We start from the raw sequence: 18,750 nt of genomic DNA, 5'->3' as shown, positions 1-18,750 counted from the left end.
AATATTTAGGTAACGACTATGAACCTTAATCAAATCACTTTACCTGTCTGTGACATCGAAAAAGCAAATCAATTTTACCTGGCCATGGGCTTTACACAAATTGTAAAAACGGATCATTACTCACGCTTTGAGTGCCCTAATAAAGCTACATTTTCTTTATTATTAACTGATGATGTGTTTAGTAATGGTGCGGTTATATATTTTGAAAGCGCAGAACTAGAAAAGTGGGTCGCCTCCTTAAAAGCTAAGGGCTTTGAGTTTGAATCAGTGATCACCGTGCAGCGTTATTTATGGCGAGAAGCGGTGTTAAAAGACCCATCAGGCAATAAAATTAAACTTTATTGGGCGGGGTGTAATCGGCTGAATCCATCATGGCGAGTTGAAGTTACAGATTGATCGTATTCTTGCTATGTCGGGTATAAAGATATTTTGTAGAAGAGTCTGTTATGTTTGATAGTAGCCAAGTGTCTAGAATTATCGAGATGGCATGGGAAGATCGCACGCCATTTGAAGCCATTGAAAACCTTTATGGTTTAAATCATTCCCAGTTAGTTAGTTTTATGCGCGACAATATCTCATCGGGTTCGTTTAAAGTCTGGCGCAAGCGCCATGCTGGCCGTACAACAAAACATTTAAAATTACGCAATCCCGCTATTATGCGCAGCCACTGTAAAACCCAGTATAAAAACCGTTAATGACCTAAACGTTTGTTGAAAATACAAGGGAAGTTGGCGTAAAGTGATACCACTTTAGTTAGTTAAAATTCTATGTAGGGATCTTAAATGCAAATTACCGGACGTTGTCATTGTGGTGAGGTTACTTACCATGCTGAAGTTGATGAAAATAAAGTAATAAATTGTCATTGTACTGATTGCCAAATTATCGCAAGTTCCCCATTTCGCACTGTGGTTATATCACATCCTAACGCGGTTACGTTTACTGCAGCTGCGCCGAAAGAATATATAAAAACAGCCGAAAGTGGTAATAAGCGTGCACAGGGATTTTGTGGTAATTGCGGCACCTCTTTGTATGCAACGTCAGTCGGTGATGGCGATAAAATTTATGGCCTACGTATTGGGGCTATTGAGCAGCGTGAGCAACTTATTCCTAAAGCACAAATTTGGTGTCGTTCAAGCCCATCTTGGTTAAAAGAGCTAAACACTATAACTGGCTTTGATACTGTGCCTTAAGCGTCTAATTTCGTAATGTATATTACTACTATGCGCGCTCTAACAATTTTGCAAAAGATAAATTAGCGCGCATTGCTACGTTTATATCTGCTTTAATAGCCAGTGAATTGATCACGGCATTTATGTGTGCTGCTTCAAATTGCGAATCAAGACATGTAACTAAATGGGCTTGAAGCAGAGCTTGAAAATTATCTTCCACTGCCAATGCCCCCAGCTTTATTGCCAAGTAACAGTGATGAGAAAGCCTGCTTTGGGCGCTGTTTATTTTAGTCGTGGATAGGTGTTCAATTTCTTGCTCAACCAATGCTGTACGATTTGGCTGTCTTTGCAAACATATTTGTTTTAGCACGTTTAGGCTATTTAACGCCCGAGGGGCACCAATGTAGGTAACCATATAAGAAAATGCACTATTAAGCTCATCAATGGTATGTCCTTTATCTAAGGCTTCGTTCAACAAGTTTTTTAGACGATATAACTCCCCCATTGCTGCAAGTGCGGCAATAGCTGCAACAAACGGGTATTTTGTGTGGTTATTTACTTTAAGCATAATGTCTCTTTAAAAATTAAATTGTTAAAAAGCAAAAATATCGCAGTAGGTAAGCTTTACCTTAGGCTGCTTAATTTGCTGTTTAAAATAGTGCGTAGAGAAGTGAATTATTTGGGTTTTTATAGTGATAACCTGTCAGCGCATTAATATGCCTGAGCGAATATTTATTATTACTGATAATGGCTAAATGTGTTTGTTAAAACCAATGTGTTTTTTGCCTAAAACAACAGATCGTGATTGTTTTTAATATTTATGAGTGTGCTTAGTGCTAAGCTTTGATTAAAGTATGATGAGATCAAATTAAAACGCGATGACTAGTAAACAGACCTTAACCGAATCCGTGTTAGCAATTGCTACACACGATGGTATTTTTAACACTCAGATAGATGCGCTTAAATTAGTACGTCGCAGCAATGTGTCTGAGCCTATGCCATGTGTTTATGGGCTTGGTTTAGGCATTACTGTGCAAGGTGGCAAGCGTGTTACCTTGGGCGAAGATATTTATGATTATGCAGAAGGACAAACATTAGTTGCCTCTGTTGATGTGCCAGTTGTAAGCCATATTACTTCAGCGTCTATACAACGCCCTTTTTTAGGGTTGCACTTATGTATCGACAGTAAAGTTTTAGGTCAAGCAGTTGCTAATATGGATTTTTCATCTCAAGATTGTGTAGCTCGTCAATGCGCTATGTCGGTAGTCGATGCTGATGAGGGTCTTTTAGATGCTATAAATAGGCTGATTAAATTATTAAACGAGCCTAAGCTGCTTTTGCAACTAGCCCCTTTAATCCAAGAGGAGATTGTTTTTCGGTTATTACAAAGCCCACATAGTTATCAATTAAGGCAAATAGTAACCGCAGGATCCGCTAGTCAAAAAATAGCTAAAATTTTATATTGGTTAAAACAAAATTATAAAGATGATTTTTCGATAGTTGACTTAGCTGCTGAGGCGCATATGAGTGAATCAACGTTTCGCCAGCACTTTCGAGAAGTGACTAAACTCAGCCCTTTGCAATATATCAAGAATTTACGTTTACAAGAGGCGAGGCAATTAATGCTGAATCAGCGCCTTGATGCGAATACGGCTGCTTTGCAAGTGGGCTATGAAAGCGCCTCACAATTTAGCCGAGAGTACACCCGATTTTTCGGTCGTCCTCCTCTTAAAGATATAAATGCATTGCGTTTAAGCAATGCATTTATTTAGGCATGTAGTTAGGTATTGCTGTCACTTCTCATGGTGATATTACGTCCACCTAAATAACCAAATACGGCGCACAATGCACTCGCAAAAGCACATAACCATAAGGTGGTTGTCCAATTGCCAAAGTAGCTATGTAATGAGCCTGCGATAATCGGCCCAGAGGCGGCAAGTAAATAGCCCAAGCACTGTGCCATGCCTGAAAGTGATGTAGCCTGACGGGTGTCATGAGTACGTAAGCTAATAAACGATAAACCTAAAATAAAGCAGGCGCCTGAGCAAAATCCTAAGGTGACTGCCCACAAAGAGGCAAACTCAGGTAAATAGAGCAGCCCAAGTGAGCATGTTGCGGCTATTAGTGCTAACAAGCTGGTTAAAATACGTTGATCTTTAAGCTTTGCCAGCAGTGGTATTAAGATAATGCCAGGCACTGCAGACGCTACTTGAAAGGCACCTTGTAGCGCACCCGCATGCTGAGCTGTATGGCCACCTTCAAGCAAAATGCTCGGCAACCAACTAATCATAATATAGGTAAAAAATGAATTTAACCCCAGCAATAAGGTAATTTGCCACGCAAGCGCCTCGTGCCATACTTTGTTGGTGTTGACACTCGCCAGTAGATCTTTTGTTGGCTTAGTATGAAGTTTTAACTGTGGTAGCCAAATAACAATACTCACTAGGGTAAGTAAGCCATAACAAGCAAGGGCTAATTGCCAGCCGATACTTTTATATTCAGCCAGCGGAATAATAAGCGCGGCATAACTGCCACCAAAAATGCCCATCGCTAGTACGTAAGTAGAGGTCATCACGGCCACTTTATGCGGAAAGTCGCGTTTAATTAAGCTCGGTAATAGTACGTTACCAATTGCGATACCTATACCAATGACTGCAGTGCCTAAGTAAAGCATTGGCATAGAGTCAATTAGCCGCGAAGCCAAGCCTAAACCAATCAGAATAAGCGCAATAAACAGTGATATTTCTAAGCCTTGTTTTTTAGCAAGATTTGCCGCCATCGGACTGGCTAAAGCAAAGGCAATTAATGGCAAAGTAGTGAGCATACCGGCTTGAGATGGAGTTAAAGCAAAGCTTAAGATTATTTGCTCAAGCACAGGCGCAAGCCCTGTAACCGGTGCGCGTAAGTTAGCGGCAATAAAGATAATGCCTAAAATTAAAATAGCAGAAGAAAAAGCAGTTCTTTTAATGGCAGTCGAGTTCAAAACTAAAATCATCAATAAGAAAGAGGGAGCGCAATTATAACTCAGCACTCGTAACGTAGATATTAAATGGGACGAATAGATGCTCATTAAAAAATAATTAACCCCACTTTTTATAGTCATCCGTTAATAACCTTACTAATTACGAATTTAATAGATAACAAGGTGACTTTATGAATAACAAGATTACTAATGCCCAGCAGGTTAATTTACGTTTAACTATGTTGAGCCTTGCGGTGATAGTTAGCTTAACTGGCTGTGAGCAAAGTGCGCCACATGAGGTTGATAAACAACAAAGCCAAGTAAACAACGCGGCGCCAATTAATCAAACCGATGAGCAGCAATTGGAGCTGCAAGCTCAAAAAATACAGATGCAACATGCCGTAAGATATACGGCAATGCCACAAGGAATGATGCATGAAAGCGTTGCTATGCCGCGCTCTGAATTACAGTTACAGCCGATGCCACGGACTCCAATTGATGATGTAGTCGTAGTGTCAGAGCAAGAACGTGAAAACTATTTGAAATCCCAGCAAAACCCAGTAAAACAAGTTGGTACTGAACCGGTTTCAACCTTTTCAATTGATGTTGATACGGGCAGTTACAGCAATACTCGGCGTATGCTCAATATGGGGAAATTACCACCTAATGACGCAGTTCGTGAAGAAGCTTTTATTAATTATTTTGACTACGATTACAGTGCACCCAATAGCATAGCTACACCTTTTAATGTTCATACCGAGATGGCAACAGCTCCTTGGAATGAGCATCGGCAACTGTTAAAAATTGGCATTAAAGGTTTTGAGATTGAAAAAGCCGATTTAAAGGCAGCGAATTTAGTGTTTTTACTGGATGTATCTGGCTCTATGAATGCACCAAATAAGTTACCCTTATTAAAAACCAGTTTAACCATGTTAACTAAACAATTAGATGAAAATGATTCAGTTGCCATTGTCGTGTATGCCGGTGCCGCAGGCGTGGTTTTGCCAGCAACGAAAGGCAATGATCAACAAACTATCAGCGCCGCGTTAGATAAACTGGCAGCAGGCGGCTCAACTAATGGCGAGCAAGGTATTGAACTGGCTTATCAAATTGCGGCCGAAAATTTTAAAAAAGGAGGTATTAATCGGGTGATTTTAGCCACTGATGGCGACTTTAATGTGGGCACCCAATCAATCGATAAACTCAAAGAGCTGGTGGCATCTAAGCGCAAGACGGGGATTGCCTTAACTACTTTGGGATTTGGCCAAGGTAATTATAATGATGGCCTAATGGAGCAACTGGCAAATATAGGTAACGGCCAGCATGCTTACATAGATAACATAAACGAAGCACGCAAAGTACTGGTCGATGAACTCAGCAGTACCATGCAAATTATTGCCAAAGACGTAAAAATTCAAGTGGAATTCAATCCACAGCAGGTGGCTGAATATCGTTTAATTGGTTATCAAAATCGCGTACTCGCTAATGAAGATTTTAATAACGATAAGGTCGATGCCGCAGAGTTAGGGGCAGGGCATAGCGTGACTGCGCTGTATGAAATAACCTTAGCCAACGCAGCTCATAAACAAATTTATGAGCTGCGTTACCAATCTAAAGAAGACAAAAAACTGGCTACCAGCAATGAACTCGCCTTTGTAAAAGTGCGTTATAAACAGCCTGACGCTGAGCAAAGTAAGTTGATCACTCAAGCTGTTGCAACACCTAAAGGTGAACTGCCTTTATCGCAAGCCAGCCAAGACTTTAAATTTGCCGCCGCAGTGGCTGGTTTTGCGCAGTTATTAAAAGGTGCAAAATATATCGGAGACTGGCAGTATGAAGATTGCGCTAAATTGGCAACCGCTAACAAAGGCATAGACACATTTGGCTATCGTAGTGAGTTTGTGCAACTCGTTAATAATGCTGCGGCACTGTGATACCAATCAACTTAAATATTTAGTCATTCTAGCGCGCTAAATAAAGCGCTAACTGTGTTATAAATTTCTCAAATAGAACAACTATATGTCAAAGTTTATGCCTTGTTATCACTCTATTTATATGTCGCTATAAATGACTAATAACTTAACACGATTGGTATGATTTAAGTAAAGGATGTTATGACAGAACTAGCTGATGAGCAATTAATGTTGAGTTATGGACAAGGTGATGTACAGGCTTTTACCCAGCTGTACCTACGCCATAAAAATAGCTTATATCGTTATTTTTTACGCCAGTGCGCAAACCCGCAAGTGGCTGAAGAGCTTTATCAAGAAGTCTGGAATAAGCTGATAAAAGCGCGCTCACAGTATCAAGTGAGCGCTAAGTTTACCACTTGGTTGTATCGTATTGCGCACAATGAATTGATTGATCATTACCGCCGCACTGGTACGCAAAACAAATGGCTAGACGGTGATAATCAAGACATTGAAATTGCCGAATTTGCTGATCATAACAGTCGACCAGATGCTGAAAAGCTCGAGCAGGCTCAGCAAGCAGCGCAGTTAAAAGTGTGCCTAGCACAATTGCCACGTGAGCAAAAAGAGGCGTTTTTACTTAAACACGAAGCTGATTTTACCCTCAAAGAAATTGCCGAACTAGCGGTAGAAACAACTGAAAATATCAAAAGCCGCATCCGTTACGCGCTAGCCAAGCTAAAGCAATGTATCAAGTATAAAATGGAGACTAACAATGAGCGATAAGTTAACCGATCATGATATTGCTTCACTTTATAAACGAGGTGCAACGGAGCAACCAAGCTTACAACTTGATGAGCAAATATTACAACATGCAGCTGAAGCCGCTAATGCTAACAAAGTAACCAATATTAATAAGCGCAAACGCTTTTACCAAACTTGGTATGGGCAATTATCTACTGCGGCATCACTGGTGTTAGTCGCGGTTTTATATATGCAAAATACTACTCAGTATCTTAAGCCGTCAGAGGCAATGAATGATCTACAAATTTTAGCCGATGAACAGACTGCTTTAGCACCTGCAGCCTTGTCTGAAATGATGCAAAGCGAAGTGCTAGAACAAAAGCAGCTAGAGCAATTAAAGCAAACTCAAAGGCTTCAACGCAGTACACAATCTTACATGGCAGGACGGCAATTTGAGTCGCAAAGCATGACCGCTAAAAGCGAAGTATTATTAGAGCTTGAAATTATCACCGCAGAGGTAGCAAATAAATTTAAACGTATAGATACACTTATTGCTGATGGTGAAACAACCGCCGCTAAAGCTCAGCTTGCTGAGTTATTAGTAGCGCACCCAGAACTCAAGGTGCACTTAACTGAGCAGTATAAACAGCTATTACAGTAAAAGGTAATCTAGTTATGTTCGCTATATAGCTATATTTTTTGTTTTATACTACCATGTTCGCTATATGGCGAGTTTCTGGTGGCTGCGATGAATAGAATAGAAATAGGAAAAGCGCTTGCTCAGGCGCGAAAAGAAAAACAACTAACACAACGAGAAGTGCAAAAATTGACGAACATTAATAAAAGCACACTATCTGAAATTGAAAACGGTAAATTTACAGGATCATTGGATATCCTTGAGCGTTATACTCATTATTTAGATTATGAGCTAGCTGTAGTACCAAGAACTTTGTCTAAATCACGGTTACCTCGTTGGGATGAATTAAACGATCTTTTTAGTGAGGATAGCTAGTGATGGCTTTTAACCTACCTGAAAAAGTACAAAAGTTGACAGTGTGTATAGATGACAAAGAGCTGGGTGTGCTAACTCATGATGCAATACACGATTATAAGCAAACGCAAAATGAGTTTAATCTATCATTAACTATGACTGAAAAAGGCATGGATGATAGTTATCGATCTGGTGCATTGCATCCTATTTTTGCGCAAAATTTGCCTGAAGGGCATAACCGTAGATACATTGCACAAAGGCTTGCTCGTTACGCCAAAGTTAACGACATGTACTTATTAGCTTTGCAAGGAAGTGATGGTATTGGCATGTTATCTTACCAAGGTGACTTTAAATTACCGCAAGTTGATAGCGTGTCACTTAACGATATTCTTACGTATTCGCATGCACAGCCTTTATTTCCGCAGTTATTAGAAAAATACTATCTCAGGAATACCTTGTCAGGAATGCAACCCAAAGTAAGTATTCCAAGTGTTGAGCGAACAGTTCATCAAAAAGATCTGATCGTAAAATCATTTGATGAAGAGTTTGAGCTGCTTACTGTTAATGAATATGTGTGCATGCAAGCAGCTAAATATTGCGGTCTAGCACCGCCAAATACGTATTTATCTGATAACCTTGAAACATTTGTGATTGAACGCTTTGATCGTGGTGAAAGTGGCACTCAGTTGCTAGGTTATGAAGACTTTACAACTTTGATGAAGCGCTCTTCAGATCCCGATGAAAAATATCGGGGAAGTTACGAAACCCTACTGAAAGCAACCTATTTGTACACGAATAATATGCTCGAAGTTGAAAAAATGTATAAGTACATCGTTTTCAGTTGTTTAATTGGTAACGGTGACGCCCATCTTAAAAATTTTGCGCTGCAGTACACGCCAGATATGAGCAATATTTTTGTTTCTCCACCTTTTGATATTACTCATACATTAATTTATCCAACCATCAATAATAAAATGGCACTTAATATTTGTAAGAGCAAAGAGTTTCCAGACTGTGATCACTTAATTAAGCTGGCTAATCAAGGTCATATCGTAATTAGGAATGCGCAAGAGATTGTTGAATCGTTAGCTCAAGGGGTTATAGAGTATGTTTCAAGGTCACAAGAAGTCTTGCTCTTAAGTGGTTTAAAAGAGTCGATTTTAGCTGGAGTTGATAAAGTGATGACTGCAACTTACAATTCAAAATCATATCGACATGATAAAAAGAAAAAGTTTGAGTAATAGCAGAAATCACTTAATTCAATATTTACCAAGCGTAACTTGCTGAGAACATTATATTACGTGGTCGCCCAGGAAAATAACGGTCGCCAGTAAAGCTGGTGTAATCGGCACGCTCTGCATAGGCGGTATCAAATAGATTGTTAATGCGCGCGGTTAGTTTCAATTGTTCAGTCAGTTGCCATGCTGCGCGTAAATTTAGTAAGTCATGGCCTGCGTAACTGTGTTGGTTTTCAGGATCGGTGAAATAGTCACTGACATGATGCCACTCAATAGCAATTAAGGTGTTATTGGTGACTTGCCAGTTAGCTTGTAGGTTGGCGATATTACGCGGTGCTGTGTCTATGTCGTTACCGTTAATGTTTACTTCAGATAAAACTTGGTCATAGTCGTATGTGTGTATTGCATGGCTTGCTGCTAGGGCAAGTTGAATCGACTGAGTAAGTTGATAATCCAGCTCCAGTTCAATACCACGGTGCTGAGTTTGCCCATCATTAATGGTAAAAAAGTCGCTGTCGCGAAAAATCACGTTTTGTTTATTCATCGCATACGCTGAGAATACATAATGCAGTTGTTGATATTGCCCTTTGAGGCCCACTTCTAGATTGTCTGCTGTTTCAGATTCGAGATCAGCCACTTGTTGTTCGCGCTGTAGCTGATAAAGTTCAGCCGCTTGCGGCGCACGGTAACCGCGAGATAGGTTTGCATATAAATAATTATCAGCACTTAATTGATAACTCAAGCCAAGTTTAGGCGATGTATTTGTAAAGGTATTCTTACTACTTGGCGGGCGCGAGTAACGACAACCGCCAAATCCACATTCGCTGCCATTCTCGTCAGTGCGACCAGCCAGCATATTATTGGTGTAGTCGTAATCAAGCTGCTCAAAGCGTGCGCCTAAACTGATAGCGAGTTGCTGCCATTGCCAATCAAGGCTAATAAAAGGGGCGAGTAGGGTGCTGGTTACATCGTAATCGTAATGCTTACCTTGTGGCACAGTTGCTACTAAAAATGCTGAACCTTGAGTTGGCTCGTCTTGATATTGCAAAAAATCTGCACGGGTGTATTCGCTGTCTAGCCCTAAATTAACAGTTAATTCGTTTGAATACGCATGCTGCCAAAGTGATTGCACGCCAACGCCATTTTGGCTGTTTTCTTCAAGCGGTGTGCCCGGTAAAAAATGCTTAAAGAAGGTCATACTTTGATTGCGCACATACGGGGTAATGGTTAGCGTATCTTTTGCTGTTTGCCATTGTGTTTTTGACCAAAGCCGAAATGAGCGGGCTTTTCTAAATGCATCAGGATCAAAGTTTTGCTGGGCTATTTCATCGTTTTTATAGCTTTCAAAGCCTTCAATAAATCCGGCAGTTTTTTGATCTAAGTGGGTATAGCTCAATCCTGTAGTGACGGATAGATCATCACTTGTATAGCGATGGCGCAGATTGAGCTTTTCTTGGTCTACGCTTTCGTCATCACGGTATCCGGTATCGCGAGTGATACTGGCATTAATACCAAATCCTTGATTGCCTAAATCTTTTCCGCTGCGCAGTTTGAACCGGTTGTAACCGTAAGAGCCTAAATCAACGCCGAGCAAATGTTCATCATAAGTGGTATCAGGGGTGATCACATTAATTACGCCATGCACAGCATTTGAGCCGTAAAGGGCAGAGCCTGGGCCTTTTAAAACTTCAATACGTTGCGCCATTTCGGTGTGCGCTTCAAACAATTCGTTAATATTGCAAAAGCCTGCCGCACGCAGGGGGATGCCATCTTCGGCTGTTAAAATACCGCCACAGGCGCCAGCGCCAGAAAGCACCGGAGAGCGCAGTGCGGGCAAATATTCTTGACCGTTACCATGTTGTACATTGGCACCTGCAACTTGCTTTAATACTTGCTCGATATGGGTCGGTGCGATTAAATCTAACTGCGCTTTAGTGATACTGCTTATTACTAAAGGTAGAGGATCGGCGCGTACCTCAGCACGAGATGCTGTAGTGGTAATGCGTTCAATGTCGTTTTGCGCGGCGAAAGAATTAAAGGCTGTAGGTGTGATCAGCGCCAGAGGTAATAATCGAGAAAGCATGAAAGCCCTTTATCTAAGATATTTCAAAAGGGCAGGATATAACCTTTTTTAGGAATTCTAAAGCTTTAGCGATAAACGCTTGTTAGTTTAATGTAGAGCTGTTTAGTTATTTGCTCGTGTTGTTTTAAAATTAACATAGCAGTTAGTAACATTAATAAGAAATATAAACTGCCACCACTGCTGCCGTCTTTATGATTAACATTGGCTATTTTGTCTTCTTTGACACGGGTTTTAAATGACCCAAGTTCAGCATCTAAGTTTGTGATCATGTCATCAACAGCTAAGCTAAAGCTGCCTTGCGACTGCTCGTTTAAGGTTTCATCAATACCGACGGCTGTACTGCGTTGCTCTACTTTGTTAATTCCCGGAGCTCGAAACAGCATTTTTCTACTTTTCACATCGAAAACAGCTGTATCAACAAAAGTTTGTACGGTGTTTTCGTTGCCAGGAATAACGTATAACCCCACAATTGTTAAATATAAGAATGCAGCATTATTTTCGAGAGTTTGTGATACTTGGTCATATGATACCAGCGCAATAATATCAACGTCATATAATCTAGATACTTGCTCAAGAGTGGTAAATCCTTGACCTCCTTTTAAATAACTACTAGGAATAACTTCAATACGGTCAATGTAGTCATATTGCATAAACTGTTTTTTTACTTTCTCAAGCAAGGCAATTTCGTCGTTACTGCGAATGCCAGAGTCATATTGGTTAGGAATAAATGCGATACCTACAGTTGCGGGTAAGTTAAGCGTTGGTATGCTTGGTTGATGAGCCTGACGGCTTTGTTCATCAGGGTATAGAAAATCCACGAGACTACTTGAGCGAGTTTTTTGATTCGTATTTTGGCTGAGCATACTACTGCAGCCAGCTAACGAAGTAATTACAATCACCAAAACCAATTGTAGAGTTTTCATATTATTCCTTTTTATAATTAAGTGATCCGATGAGTTTGAACCTGAAACGATGAAAAAGTTCTCGCTGTGCTATTTTAAGATAATGTTAGTTAGTACATTAGATTGCTTAATAAACTCCTCATCGTGGCTCACCAATATAAAGCTGCCAGTAAAATCAGCCAGATTTTGCGCAAGATGTTGCTTGTTAGCCAAGTCCAAGTGGTTATCGGGTTCATCGAGTAACAATAAAGAGTGCTGCGCATTTTGCGCCGCTATAAGCATGGCTAATTGCATTTTCTCGCCGCCGCTTAATTGGCTAATTGGCCGATAAATATTCTCTCCCTTAAAGCCAATATTCGCAAGCAAATGGCGTACTGTTTGTTGTTTTAGCTGACAGTGTTTTTCTAATGCATTGCATAAAGTGTCTGTTGCTCCTAAAAAAGAGCTGTGTTGATCTATATAAAGCACTTTACTATTTAATTGAAGCGCTGTTGATACTGGTGAATTTGCCGAGTCATTAATCATCCGGAGTAATGTTGACTTACCGCTGCCATTGGATCCTTTTAGGTGTAACTTATCACCACTAAAAATTTGCAGGGTGATTGCTTTATTAGCGCTTGAAAATGGCAAAGTAAGTTTTTCAATAAATAGTAGGCGTTTATTGCTAGTCGGTTGCGTAAACTTTACTGTTTTAGCTTTACTATTTGGTAACTGCTGTTGAAGTGTTTGGCGTTTTTCGGTTAGGGCTTTGCGTTTGGCTGAGGCTAGCCGCTCAGAAGCGCCTTTACTTGCTTGGGCACTGTTTTTCTTAAAGTCTAACATCACTTTTGGTTGGCTGGTGGTGTTACGTTTTTTATTACCTTGTGCTGCTCTTTGTTGGGCTTTTTCACGATTAAGCTGGGTTTGCTGAAGGTGTTTTTGTCGCTCCTTGTCAAGATTATTAATTTGCTTTGTAAGCGCAGTTTGTTGCAGCGATTTCTGTTGGCTAAAATGCCGATAGTTACCCGTTTCATAATGAACACCTTGGCTGCTGAGCTCAATAATAGCATCGCATTGATTAAGTAATTGGCGGTCATGACTTACTACAATTACTTGCCCTTTAAACGCATGTAATTGGTCAATTAGCCATTGCTTTGCTGATTGGTCTAAATGGTTACTTGGCTCATCTAAAATCAGTAAATCAGGCTTTGTTTGCAACGCGCAAAATAGCATCAAACGCCGCTGTTGACCGCCGCTTAAATGCTTAATTGGCTGGTTTAATGAGGTATCAATAGCAAGGGCTAAAAGTTGTTGTTTGTAATATTGCTCGCATAACCAATCATCATCGATTAGGTTAAAGTCAGCCTCATGGCAGCTTCCTTGTTCAATACGATTAAGGGCGGCTAACTTTTTATCAACTCCTAATAGTTGTGCAATCGTGGATGACGATGTTTGAAGGTGCTGCTCACTTAATTGTTGCTGTGAAATAAGCACGCGAGTACCACTAAATTCAACATGTCCCGAACTAGGTTGTTGTTGGTTTGCCAATATACTCAACAATATTGATTTACCGCTGCCATTAGCACCAATGATCGCGGTGAGCTTTTCATTTATTGAAAAACTAAGTTGTTTAAATTGAGTTTGGCCATCTGGGTGTTGATAGCTTAAATTGTGGATGTGTAATGTATGCATAATGCCTCTGGAGTGTTCAGGGCATGGCGCGCAAAGCAATTAAAATTAACTAGGTATCGTTAAGTCGATAGCAAGATATATGACGAATTTTGCGCCCACTAACCCTGTAAATTCAAAAAATAAAACGAATTTCAACAGGTGTTAGTTATTCATTAATGCGCAAACTCCAGTAAGGTCAGTGAGTTAATAATATACGAATATGTTGTGAGCTGTCAGCCAGTTTTTATTATTTATTGTTTTACAGCATTTTATTTTCTTTAATATAGCTAACTAATTGTTTGTTAAAACACAAAACTGTAAGCACTCACTATCTTTACAAAGTTTACAATTCATTTCATCTTTCATTCAGGCTGACTTGTTAGGCTTTAGTTATTCACACAGATTATGCTAGGAAGTAGCTATGAATAAATTAATCCCCCTGTCTTTGGCTGTACTTGGTTTGAGCCTATTACCGTTTGCAGCAAATGCTAAGCACGAGCGCGAACATGATCGTTATGAACATCGCCATGAGCATCATCATGAGCATAAAAAGCACAGTAAAAAGTACCATAAAAAATATTATAAAAAACACCATAAGTCAGCAGATTATAAAAAGTTGCCGCCGGGTTTATACAAGAAAGTAGGCTACGGGCATGGCTTACCGCCGGGTTGGTATAAAAAATATCATCGTGGCGATCGCCTTGATAGAGATATTTACCGCCGTGGTCGAGTTGTTGAGCGTCATGACCGAAAGGGGATAATTTTACTGGAAGTTGATGATCAGCTAATTCATTTAGTGCATGACACTCGAGAGATTCTCTCTATTGTTACTCGTCACTAAATTTTTACCAAGTCACAACTTGATGTCGGTTATTTAATTTACTTCATAACGAGTTCATGAATTATTGCTATTCTTTAAATGAACTAAATAGGGAGTAAAATATGAAAGCACTTCTATCTACTGCTTTGCTTGGCTTAGTACTTTGCAGCGGCGCAGCTTTTGCAAAAAATGATAACCATGACAAAGACAAAAATAAAGGTAAAGGGAGTTTACCGCCAAGATTACAAAAAAAAGTTGATAATGGTGGTCAATTGCCTCCTGGTTGGCAAAAAAAGTACCACAAAGGTGACAGATTAGATTACGATATCTATCGCCATGGTCGAGTAGTAAAACCGATAGACCGTGATGGTCGTATTACTATTGAAATAGACGATACCATCATTCATATGGTGCATGATACTCGCGAAATTTTGTCAATTTTAAGTCGTTATTAATAAAGGATTATTGAATGCTAATTGTGCTGGTAAGTATATTAAGTGTGTTATTAGTTGTGACACTTTTACCTATGTCTTTCAGCCAGCATTATTTAATTCGTAGTTGCGACTTTGTTCGTTTACAGGTTTTTTATCTTGCATTGGCTGGGTTGCTTTTAGGTGTTTATTTTGCATTAAGTGTACTATCGCCTTTGGTTGTATCGTCGCTAATCATGGCAACTGTAATTTTGCTTATTCAAGGTAAATGGATATATCCTTATACTTGGCTTGCTAAAAAAGAAGTGGCGCAAAGTCCCGCAGGCAGTGGGCATAGTATTCGTATTATGTCGGCTAATGTGTTGATGTCGAACACTCGCTACCAAGACTTAATAGATTTAGTCCGTGAACACCAGCCAGATTTACTTATTACGCTTGAGTCAGATACTAAATGGCAACAGCAACTTGCAGCCATTGAAGAAGATTATCCATACAAAATATTTTGCCCGAAAGATAATCGCTACGGCATGCATTTATACAGTAAATATAAGATAAAAAAACAACAAGTATGTGAGCTTGTAGAAAACGATATTCCCTCAATTCACGTTCTATTTGAAACTGCAGAAGGTCTTGAAGTACAAGGTCATTTTATTCATCCTGCTCCTCCAAGTCCTACTGAAGAAGATACCTCTAGGCCACGAGATACCGAACTTATTTTGCTTGCTAAGGCTTTAAAGAACAACAAACGTCCAACAATTGTTGCCGGCGATTTAAATGACGTTGCTTGGTCAAGAAGTACCCGTTTATTTATGGAAATCAGTGACTTTTTAGATCCACGCAAAGGCCGAGGTTTTTTTAATACCTTTCATGCTGGGTATTTCTTTATGCGCTGGCCGCTTGACCACTTATTCCATAGCCATGGCTTTACTGTTAAACGTATAAAACGGCTAGAAAAATATGGCTCGGACCATTTTGCTCTTTTAACTGAGTTAGTGCACAAACCTGGTAATAGTAACCAGCAACTAGATGACGACATGGACATTCAAAAGGCGGTTAATGAATTGCAAATGGAGAATACTTCTAGCCGAGAAGTGCCTACCTTTAATGATGAAGTAAGTAAAATATAGCGAATAACAGTTATTGTACACTTAACTTATTTAGTCATAAAAAAAAGGGCCAATTAAGGCCCTTTAGAGTATTTTTTATTAGGAGTAGTTAGCTATTAATCATAATCGCTTTAATATTAACAAACTCTCTCATACCAAAACCGCCGTGCTCACGACCATAACCACTGTCTTTAACACCACCAAATGGTAAGTTTGGCTGGGCCAGCCCATAACCATTTATGTTAACCATACCGGTATCAAAATGCTTTTTAGCAAGCTCAATGGCTTTCTTTTCATCTTTACAAAGTATGCCGCCACCTAGACCATAGCGAGAGTCGTTGGCAATGCGCATCGCATCTTCGTTATCTTTGGCTTTGATGAGTGAAGCGACCGGGCCAAATAATTCATCGTCATAGGCCGGCATGCCGGGAGAGAGATTCTCAAGTAATGTGGCTGGATAGAAATAACCCGTTTGCTTAGGTATTTCGCCACCAGTCACAATAGACGCACCAGCCTCAACTGATTGCATTACTTGTTTATGAATTTTGTCTCTTAAATCCTCGCGTGCCATTGGGCCAAGATCGGTGTTTTCATCCATAGGATCGCCAACTATTAAGGCGTTAAATTGCTCTGTTATGCCTTTTTTAAACTCATCGTATAAGGCTTCAACAACCACAAAACGTTTTGCTGATACGCAGGTTTGCCCGTTATTGATCATCCGTCCTTGCAGGCAGGTTTTAATTGCCAGCTTTAAATCTGCATCATCAAGTACTAAGTAAGCGTCGTTACTACCAAGCTCTAGGACAGTCTTCTTCACGTGTTTACCTGCTTGCTCAGCCACTTTTTTACCAGTGCCATCACTGCCAGTAAAGGTAACACCACGGATTGCTTTATGGCTAATAAGCTCGCTGGCTGTTTTACCGTCAATCAGTAAATTTTTAAATACATGACTAGGGAAACCTGCATCGGAGAACATTTCTTCAATTTTTTCAGCCATACCAAACACGTTACTAGCATGTTTAAGTACTGCCGTATTACCAGCCATAATGTTAGTCACGGCATAACGAATTACTTGGTAGAGAGGAAAGTTCCAAGGTTGTATGCCTAGTAACACACCTGTCGGTTGATATGTAATTATAGCGCGACCGTTTTCCATAGGGCGTTCTTCATCCGCTAATATCGTTTGGCCATGTTCGGCGCTGTAACGACATATAGCTGCACAAAGCTCTACTTCTTGTAGACCTTGATTGTATAATTTGCCCATTTCTTGAGTCATCAATGTTGCTAGTGACTCTTTTTGTTGCTCGAATACATGTGCAAGTTTGTTTAAATACTTAGCACGATCGGTCAATGAAATATGGCGCCACTCTAAGAAAGCCTCATGACTTTTATCTATCTCATTTTTTGCTTGCTCTAGGTTAAGCAATGTATAGTCTGCAATAGTTTGTTCAGTGGCAGGATTAATTGTCGTTACTGTGTTAGTCATTTTCATCTCCTTACAAATAATATTGAGTAAAGGAGTGCAAAGCTAACGCCAACTCTGCGCTAAACTATTTAATTATTTTAAGTTGTTGCTATAAAACAGCTTTTAATTTTTTCATTATTATTTTTACTCAGCTATTATTTTTGTATCGGTAAAAAGTTCTGGTGGCTGAAAAAGTTACAAGGAGTATGTTGTGGCGTTATCTTTTTTTAATACGCATTTAGCGCTTATTCAAGCGCCGATGGCGGGTGTGCAAGATTTTCGTTTAGCTGCTGCGGTGAGTAACGCAGGTGGTTTAGGATCATTACCCTGTGCAATGCTCTCAAAACAACAGTTAGTGAGCGAGCTTGATAAACTGACTCAAGCGACCAGTAATCCCTATAACCTTAACTTTTTTTGTCATACGGTCGGTGATTACACCAGCCAACAAAAGCAGCAATGGCATAATTTGCTTGCGCCTTATTTTGATGAGTATGGTATTGATGCTGAAAGCTTAACTGCAGGGGCTTCTCGTCAACCTATTAGTCAATCGGTTGTTGATATTATTGCCCCTTATAAACCCGCGGTGGTAAGTTTTCACTTTGGTTTACCTGAGCAAACGATTATGGCGCAAATCAAAAGCTGGGGCACTAAAGTGATTTCAACCGCTACCACTTTAGATGAAGCTATTTGGCTGAGTGAAAATGGCGCTGATGCTATTATTGCGCAGGGTTTAGAAGCAGGAGGCCATCGAGGGCATTTTTTATCAATGGATTTAAGTCTGCAGCAATCAACTGTGCAATTAGTTCAAAACTGTGTGGCACGTCTTTCTTTACCTATTGTTGCCGCAGGCGGTATTGCAACCGCTGATGATGTAGAGCAAATGCAAGCTTTAGGTGCAGCCGCTGTGCAAGTCGGGAGTGCTTACTTATTATGTTGCGAGGCACAAACTTCAGCGCTTCATAAGCAAGCAATTTTAAATCAGAAAACGGATAATACTGCGCTTACTACGTTATTTTCTGGTCGGGCGGCACGAGGCATTCAAAATCGTGTAATGGATGAGTTAGGCGCTTTGGCTATAGGTGTGCCTGAATTCCCTCATGCCAGTACCGCGATAACGGCACTTAGAGCAAGCGCTGAAAAAGCAGGGCACGATGATTTTTCACCACTGTGGTGTGGCCAAAAGCATGTCCCTCGTGTAGGTATGTCGGCAGAAGATATCACCTATTTACTTATGAAAAAGTGATTGGTTTAAATTGAATCAAAGCCCTAACTTATTACT

At 40.1% G+C, this 18,750-nt stretch carries 19 protein-coding genes; 13 read left to right on the top strand and 6 right to left on the bottom strand.

Translation table 11 applies throughout. The features are described from left to right. Window positions 1-18 precede the first annotated feature (18 nt). The 3 genes from FW757_RS03080 (at window position 19) to FW757_RS03070 (ending at window position 1,190) form a co-directional block, all read left to right on the top strand. Complete coding sequence (locus tag FW757_RS03080) at window positions 19-396, top strand: VOC family protein (protein WP_182718282.1); 378 nt, start codon at window positions 19-21, stop codon at window positions 394-396. Between the two features lie 50 nt (window positions 397-446). Next, entirely contained in the window at window positions 447-695 is a 249-nt protein-coding gene (locus FW757_RS03075) for a TIGR03643 family protein (RefSeq protein ID WP_145241233.1), read from the top strand. An 87-nt stretch (window positions 696-782) separates the two neighbouring features. Beyond that, the gene (locus FW757_RS03070; RefSeq protein WP_182718283.1) at window positions 783-1,190 is read left to right on the top strand and encodes a GFA family protein; all 408 of its coding nucleotides are present in this window, start codon (window positions 783-785) and stop codon (window positions 1,188-1,190) included. Between the two features lie 28 nt (window positions 1,191-1,218). Here FW757_RS03070 and FW757_RS03065 read toward each other — a convergent pair whose 3' ends face one another. Next, entirely contained in the window at window positions 1,219-1,737 is a 519-nt protein-coding gene (locus tag FW757_RS03065) for a carboxymuconolactone decarboxylase family protein (protein WP_182758143.1), read from the bottom strand. A 310-nt stretch (window positions 1,738-2,047) separates the two neighbouring features. Between FW757_RS03065 and FW757_RS03060 the strand changes: the two genes are divergently transcribed. Further along, entirely contained in the window at window positions 2,048-2,941 is an 894-nt protein-coding gene (locus FW757_RS03060; protein WP_145241227.1) for an AraC family transcriptional regulator, read from the top strand. A gap of 8 nt (window positions 2,942-2,949) precedes the next feature. Here FW757_RS03060 and FW757_RS03055 read toward each other — a convergent pair whose 3' ends face one another. Further along, the gene (locus tag FW757_RS03055) at window positions 2,950-4,164 is read right to left on the bottom strand and encodes an MFS transporter (RefSeq protein WP_446440882.1); all 1,215 of its coding nucleotides are present in this window, start codon (window positions 4,162-4,164) and stop codon (window positions 2,950-2,952) included. A gap of 158 nt (window positions 4,165-4,322) precedes the next feature. Here FW757_RS03055 and FW757_RS03050 point away from each other — a divergent pair, with 158 nt between their 5' ends. The 5 genes from FW757_RS03050 to FW757_RS03030 all read left to right on the top strand — a co-directional run bounded on the left by FW757_RS03050 (window position 4,323) and on the right by FW757_RS03030 (window position 9,017). Beyond that, window positions 4,323-6,065: a vWA domain-containing protein gene (locus FW757_RS03050; protein ID WP_446440846.1), complete on the top strand. Its 1,743-nt coding sequence runs from the start codon at window positions 4,323-4,325 to the stop codon at window positions 6,063-6,065. Between the two features lie 180 nt (window positions 6,066-6,245). Next, the gene (locus tag FW757_RS03045; RefSeq protein WP_145241223.1) at window positions 6,246-6,827 is read left to right on the top strand and encodes a sigma-70 family RNA polymerase sigma factor; all 582 of its coding nucleotides are present in this window, start codon (window positions 6,246-6,248) and stop codon (window positions 6,825-6,827) included. Then, complete coding sequence (locus FW757_RS03040; protein WP_182784152.1) at window positions 6,817-7,446, top strand: hypothetical protein; 630 nt, start codon at window positions 6,817-6,819, stop codon at window positions 7,444-7,446. Before FW757_RS03045 ends, FW757_RS03040 begins: the two co-directional genes overlap by 11 nt. Window positions 7,447-7,533: 87 nt before the next feature. Beyond that, complete coding sequence (locus FW757_RS03035) at window positions 7,534-7,797, top strand: helix-turn-helix domain-containing protein (RefSeq protein WP_145241219.1); 264 nt, start codon at window positions 7,534-7,536, stop codon at window positions 7,795-7,797. Window positions 7,798-7,799: 2 nt separating this feature from the next. Next, entirely contained in the window at window positions 7,800-9,017 is a 1,218-nt protein-coding gene (locus FW757_RS03030; RefSeq protein ID WP_182739796.1) for a type II toxin-antitoxin system HipA family toxin, read from the top strand. 25 nt (window positions 9,018-9,042) lie between these two features. Here the strand turns inward: FW757_RS03030 and FW757_RS03025 are convergent, their stop codons facing one another. The 3 genes from FW757_RS03025 to FW757_RS03015 all read right to left on the bottom strand — a co-directional run bounded on the left by FW757_RS03025 (window position 9,043) and on the right by FW757_RS03015 (window position 13,670). After that, window positions 9,043-11,097: a TonB-dependent receptor gene (locus FW757_RS03025; protein WP_182739795.1), complete on the bottom strand. Its 2,055-nt coding sequence runs from the start codon at window positions 11,095-11,097 to the stop codon at window positions 9,043-9,045. A gap of 65 nt (window positions 11,098-11,162) precedes the next feature. Next, window positions 11,163-12,020, bottom strand: a complete 858-nt coding sequence (rhlP, locus tag FW757_RS03020; protein ID WP_182739794.1) for a rhombotarget lipoprotein — start codon at window positions 12,018-12,020, stop codon at window positions 11,163-11,165. A 69-nt stretch (window positions 12,021-12,089) separates the two neighbouring features. Beyond that, on the bottom strand, window positions 12,090-13,670 hold the full coding sequence (locus FW757_RS03015; protein WP_182739793.1) for an ATP-binding cassette domain-containing protein: 1,581 nt from the start codon (window positions 13,668-13,670) through the stop codon (window positions 12,090-12,092). A 400-nt stretch (window positions 13,671-14,070) separates the two neighbouring features. Here FW757_RS03015 and FW757_RS03010 point away from each other — a divergent pair, with 400 nt between their 5' ends. The 3 genes from FW757_RS03010 to FW757_RS03000 all read left to right on the top strand — a co-directional run bounded on the left by FW757_RS03010 (window position 14,071) and on the right by FW757_RS03000 (window position 16,027). Continuing rightward, entirely contained in the window at window positions 14,071-14,490 is a 420-nt protein-coding gene (locus FW757_RS03010) for a hypothetical protein (protein ID WP_145241209.1), read from the top strand. A 101-nt stretch (window positions 14,491-14,591) separates the two neighbouring features. Next, entirely contained in the window at window positions 14,592-14,924 is a 333-nt protein-coding gene (locus FW757_RS03005) for a hypothetical protein (RefSeq protein ID WP_446440845.1), read from the top strand. Between the two features lie 14 nt (window positions 14,925-14,938). After that, window positions 14,939-16,027 (top strand): endonuclease/exonuclease/phosphatase family protein, encoded by a 1,089-nt coding sequence (locus FW757_RS03000; RefSeq protein ID WP_446440844.1) that lies wholly within the window; start codon window positions 14,939-14,941, stop codon window positions 16,025-16,027. 88 nt (window positions 16,028-16,115) lie between these two features. On the opposite strand, the gene FW757_RS02995 is transcribed toward FW757_RS03000, so the two are convergent. Then, window positions 16,116-17,492 carry an NAD-dependent succinate-semialdehyde dehydrogenase gene (locus FW757_RS02995; RefSeq protein WP_446440843.1) on the bottom strand — a complete coding sequence of 459 codons (1,377 nt, stop codon included), beginning with the start codon at window positions 17,490-17,492 and terminating at the stop codon, window positions 16,116-16,118. A 190-nt stretch (window positions 17,493-17,682) separates the two neighbouring features. On the opposite strand from FW757_RS02995, the gene FW757_RS02990 reads away from it, so the two are divergent. Further along, the gene (locus tag FW757_RS02990) at window positions 17,683-18,714 is read left to right on the top strand and encodes an NAD(P)H-dependent flavin oxidoreductase (protein WP_182761532.1); all 1,032 of its coding nucleotides are present in this window, start codon (window positions 17,683-17,685) and stop codon (window positions 18,712-18,714) included. The last annotated feature ends 36 nt before the right edge of the window (window positions 18,715-18,750 follow it).

The sequence above is a fragment of the Pseudoalteromonas sp. 1181_04 genome, assembly GCF_052850545.1.
The sequence above is the reverse complement of the archived record's forward strand: the minus strand, read 5'-3'. Positions and strand labels throughout refer to the sequence as shown.

Excerpts from the sequence above, each read along its gene's own strand:
- FW757_RS03040 (WP_182784152.1), top strand. The coding sequence starts at position 6,817 with ATGAGCGATAAGTTAACCGATCATGATATTGCTTCACTTTATAAACGA.
- FW757_RS02995 (WP_446440843.1), bottom strand. The coding sequence starts at position 17,492 with ATGACTAACACAGTAACGACAATTAATCCTGCCACTGAACAAACTATT.
- FW757_RS03010 (WP_145241209.1), top strand. The coding sequence starts at position 14,071 with ATGAATAAATTAATCCCCCTGTCTTTGGCTGTACTTGGTTTGAGCCTA.
- FW757_RS03050 (WP_446440846.1), top strand. The coding sequence starts at position 4,323 with ATGAATAACAAGATTACTAATGCCCAGCAGGTTAATTTACGTTTAACT.
- FW757_RS03080 (WP_182718282.1), top strand. The coding sequence starts at position 19 with ATGAACCTTAATCAAATCACTTTACCTGTCTGTGACATCGAAAAAGCA.
- rhlP (WP_182739794.1), bottom strand. The coding sequence starts at position 12,020 with ATGAAAACTCTACAATTGGTTTTGGTGATTGTAATTACTTCGTTAGCT.
- FW757_RS03005 (WP_446440845.1), top strand. The coding sequence starts at position 14,592 with ATGAAAGCACTTCTATCTACTGCTTTGCTTGGCTTAGTACTTTGCAGC.
- FW757_RS03070 (WP_182718283.1), top strand. The coding sequence starts at position 783 with ATGCAAATTACCGGACGTTGTCATTGTGGTGAGGTTACTTACCATGCT.
- FW757_RS03000 (WP_446440844.1), top strand. The coding sequence starts at position 14,939 with ATGCTAATTGTGCTGGTAAGTATATTAAGTGTGTTATTAGTTGTGACA.
- FW757_RS03075 (WP_145241233.1), top strand. The coding sequence starts at position 447 with ATGTTTGATAGTAGCCAAGTGTCTAGAATTATCGAGATGGCATGGGAA.
- FW757_RS03055 (WP_446440882.1), bottom strand. The coding sequence starts at position 4,164 with ATGATTTTAGTTTTGAACTCGACTGCCATTAAAAGAACTGCTTTTTCT.
- FW757_RS03065 (WP_182758143.1), bottom strand. The coding sequence starts at position 1,737 with ATGCTTAAAGTAAATAACCACACAAAATACCCGTTTGTTGCAGCTATT.
- FW757_RS03045 (WP_145241223.1), top strand. The coding sequence starts at position 6,246 with ATGACAGAACTAGCTGATGAGCAATTAATGTTGAGTTATGGACAAGGT.
- FW757_RS03030 (WP_182739796.1), top strand. The coding sequence starts at position 7,800 with ATGGCTTTTAACCTACCTGAAAAAGTACAAAAGTTGACAGTGTGTATA.
- FW757_RS03060 (WP_145241227.1), top strand. The coding sequence starts at position 2,048 with ATGACTAGTAAACAGACCTTAACCGAATCCGTGTTAGCAATTGCTACA.
- FW757_RS03015 (WP_182739793.1), bottom strand. The coding sequence starts at position 13,670 with ATGCATACATTACACATCCACAATTTAAGCTATCAACACCCAGATGGC.
- FW757_RS03025 (WP_182739795.1), bottom strand. The coding sequence starts at position 11,097 with ATGCTTTCTCGATTATTACCTCTGGCGCTGATCACACCTACAGCCTTT.
- FW757_RS03035 (WP_145241219.1), top strand. The coding sequence starts at position 7,534 with ATGAATAGAATAGAAATAGGAAAAGCGCTTGCTCAGGCGCGAAAAGAA.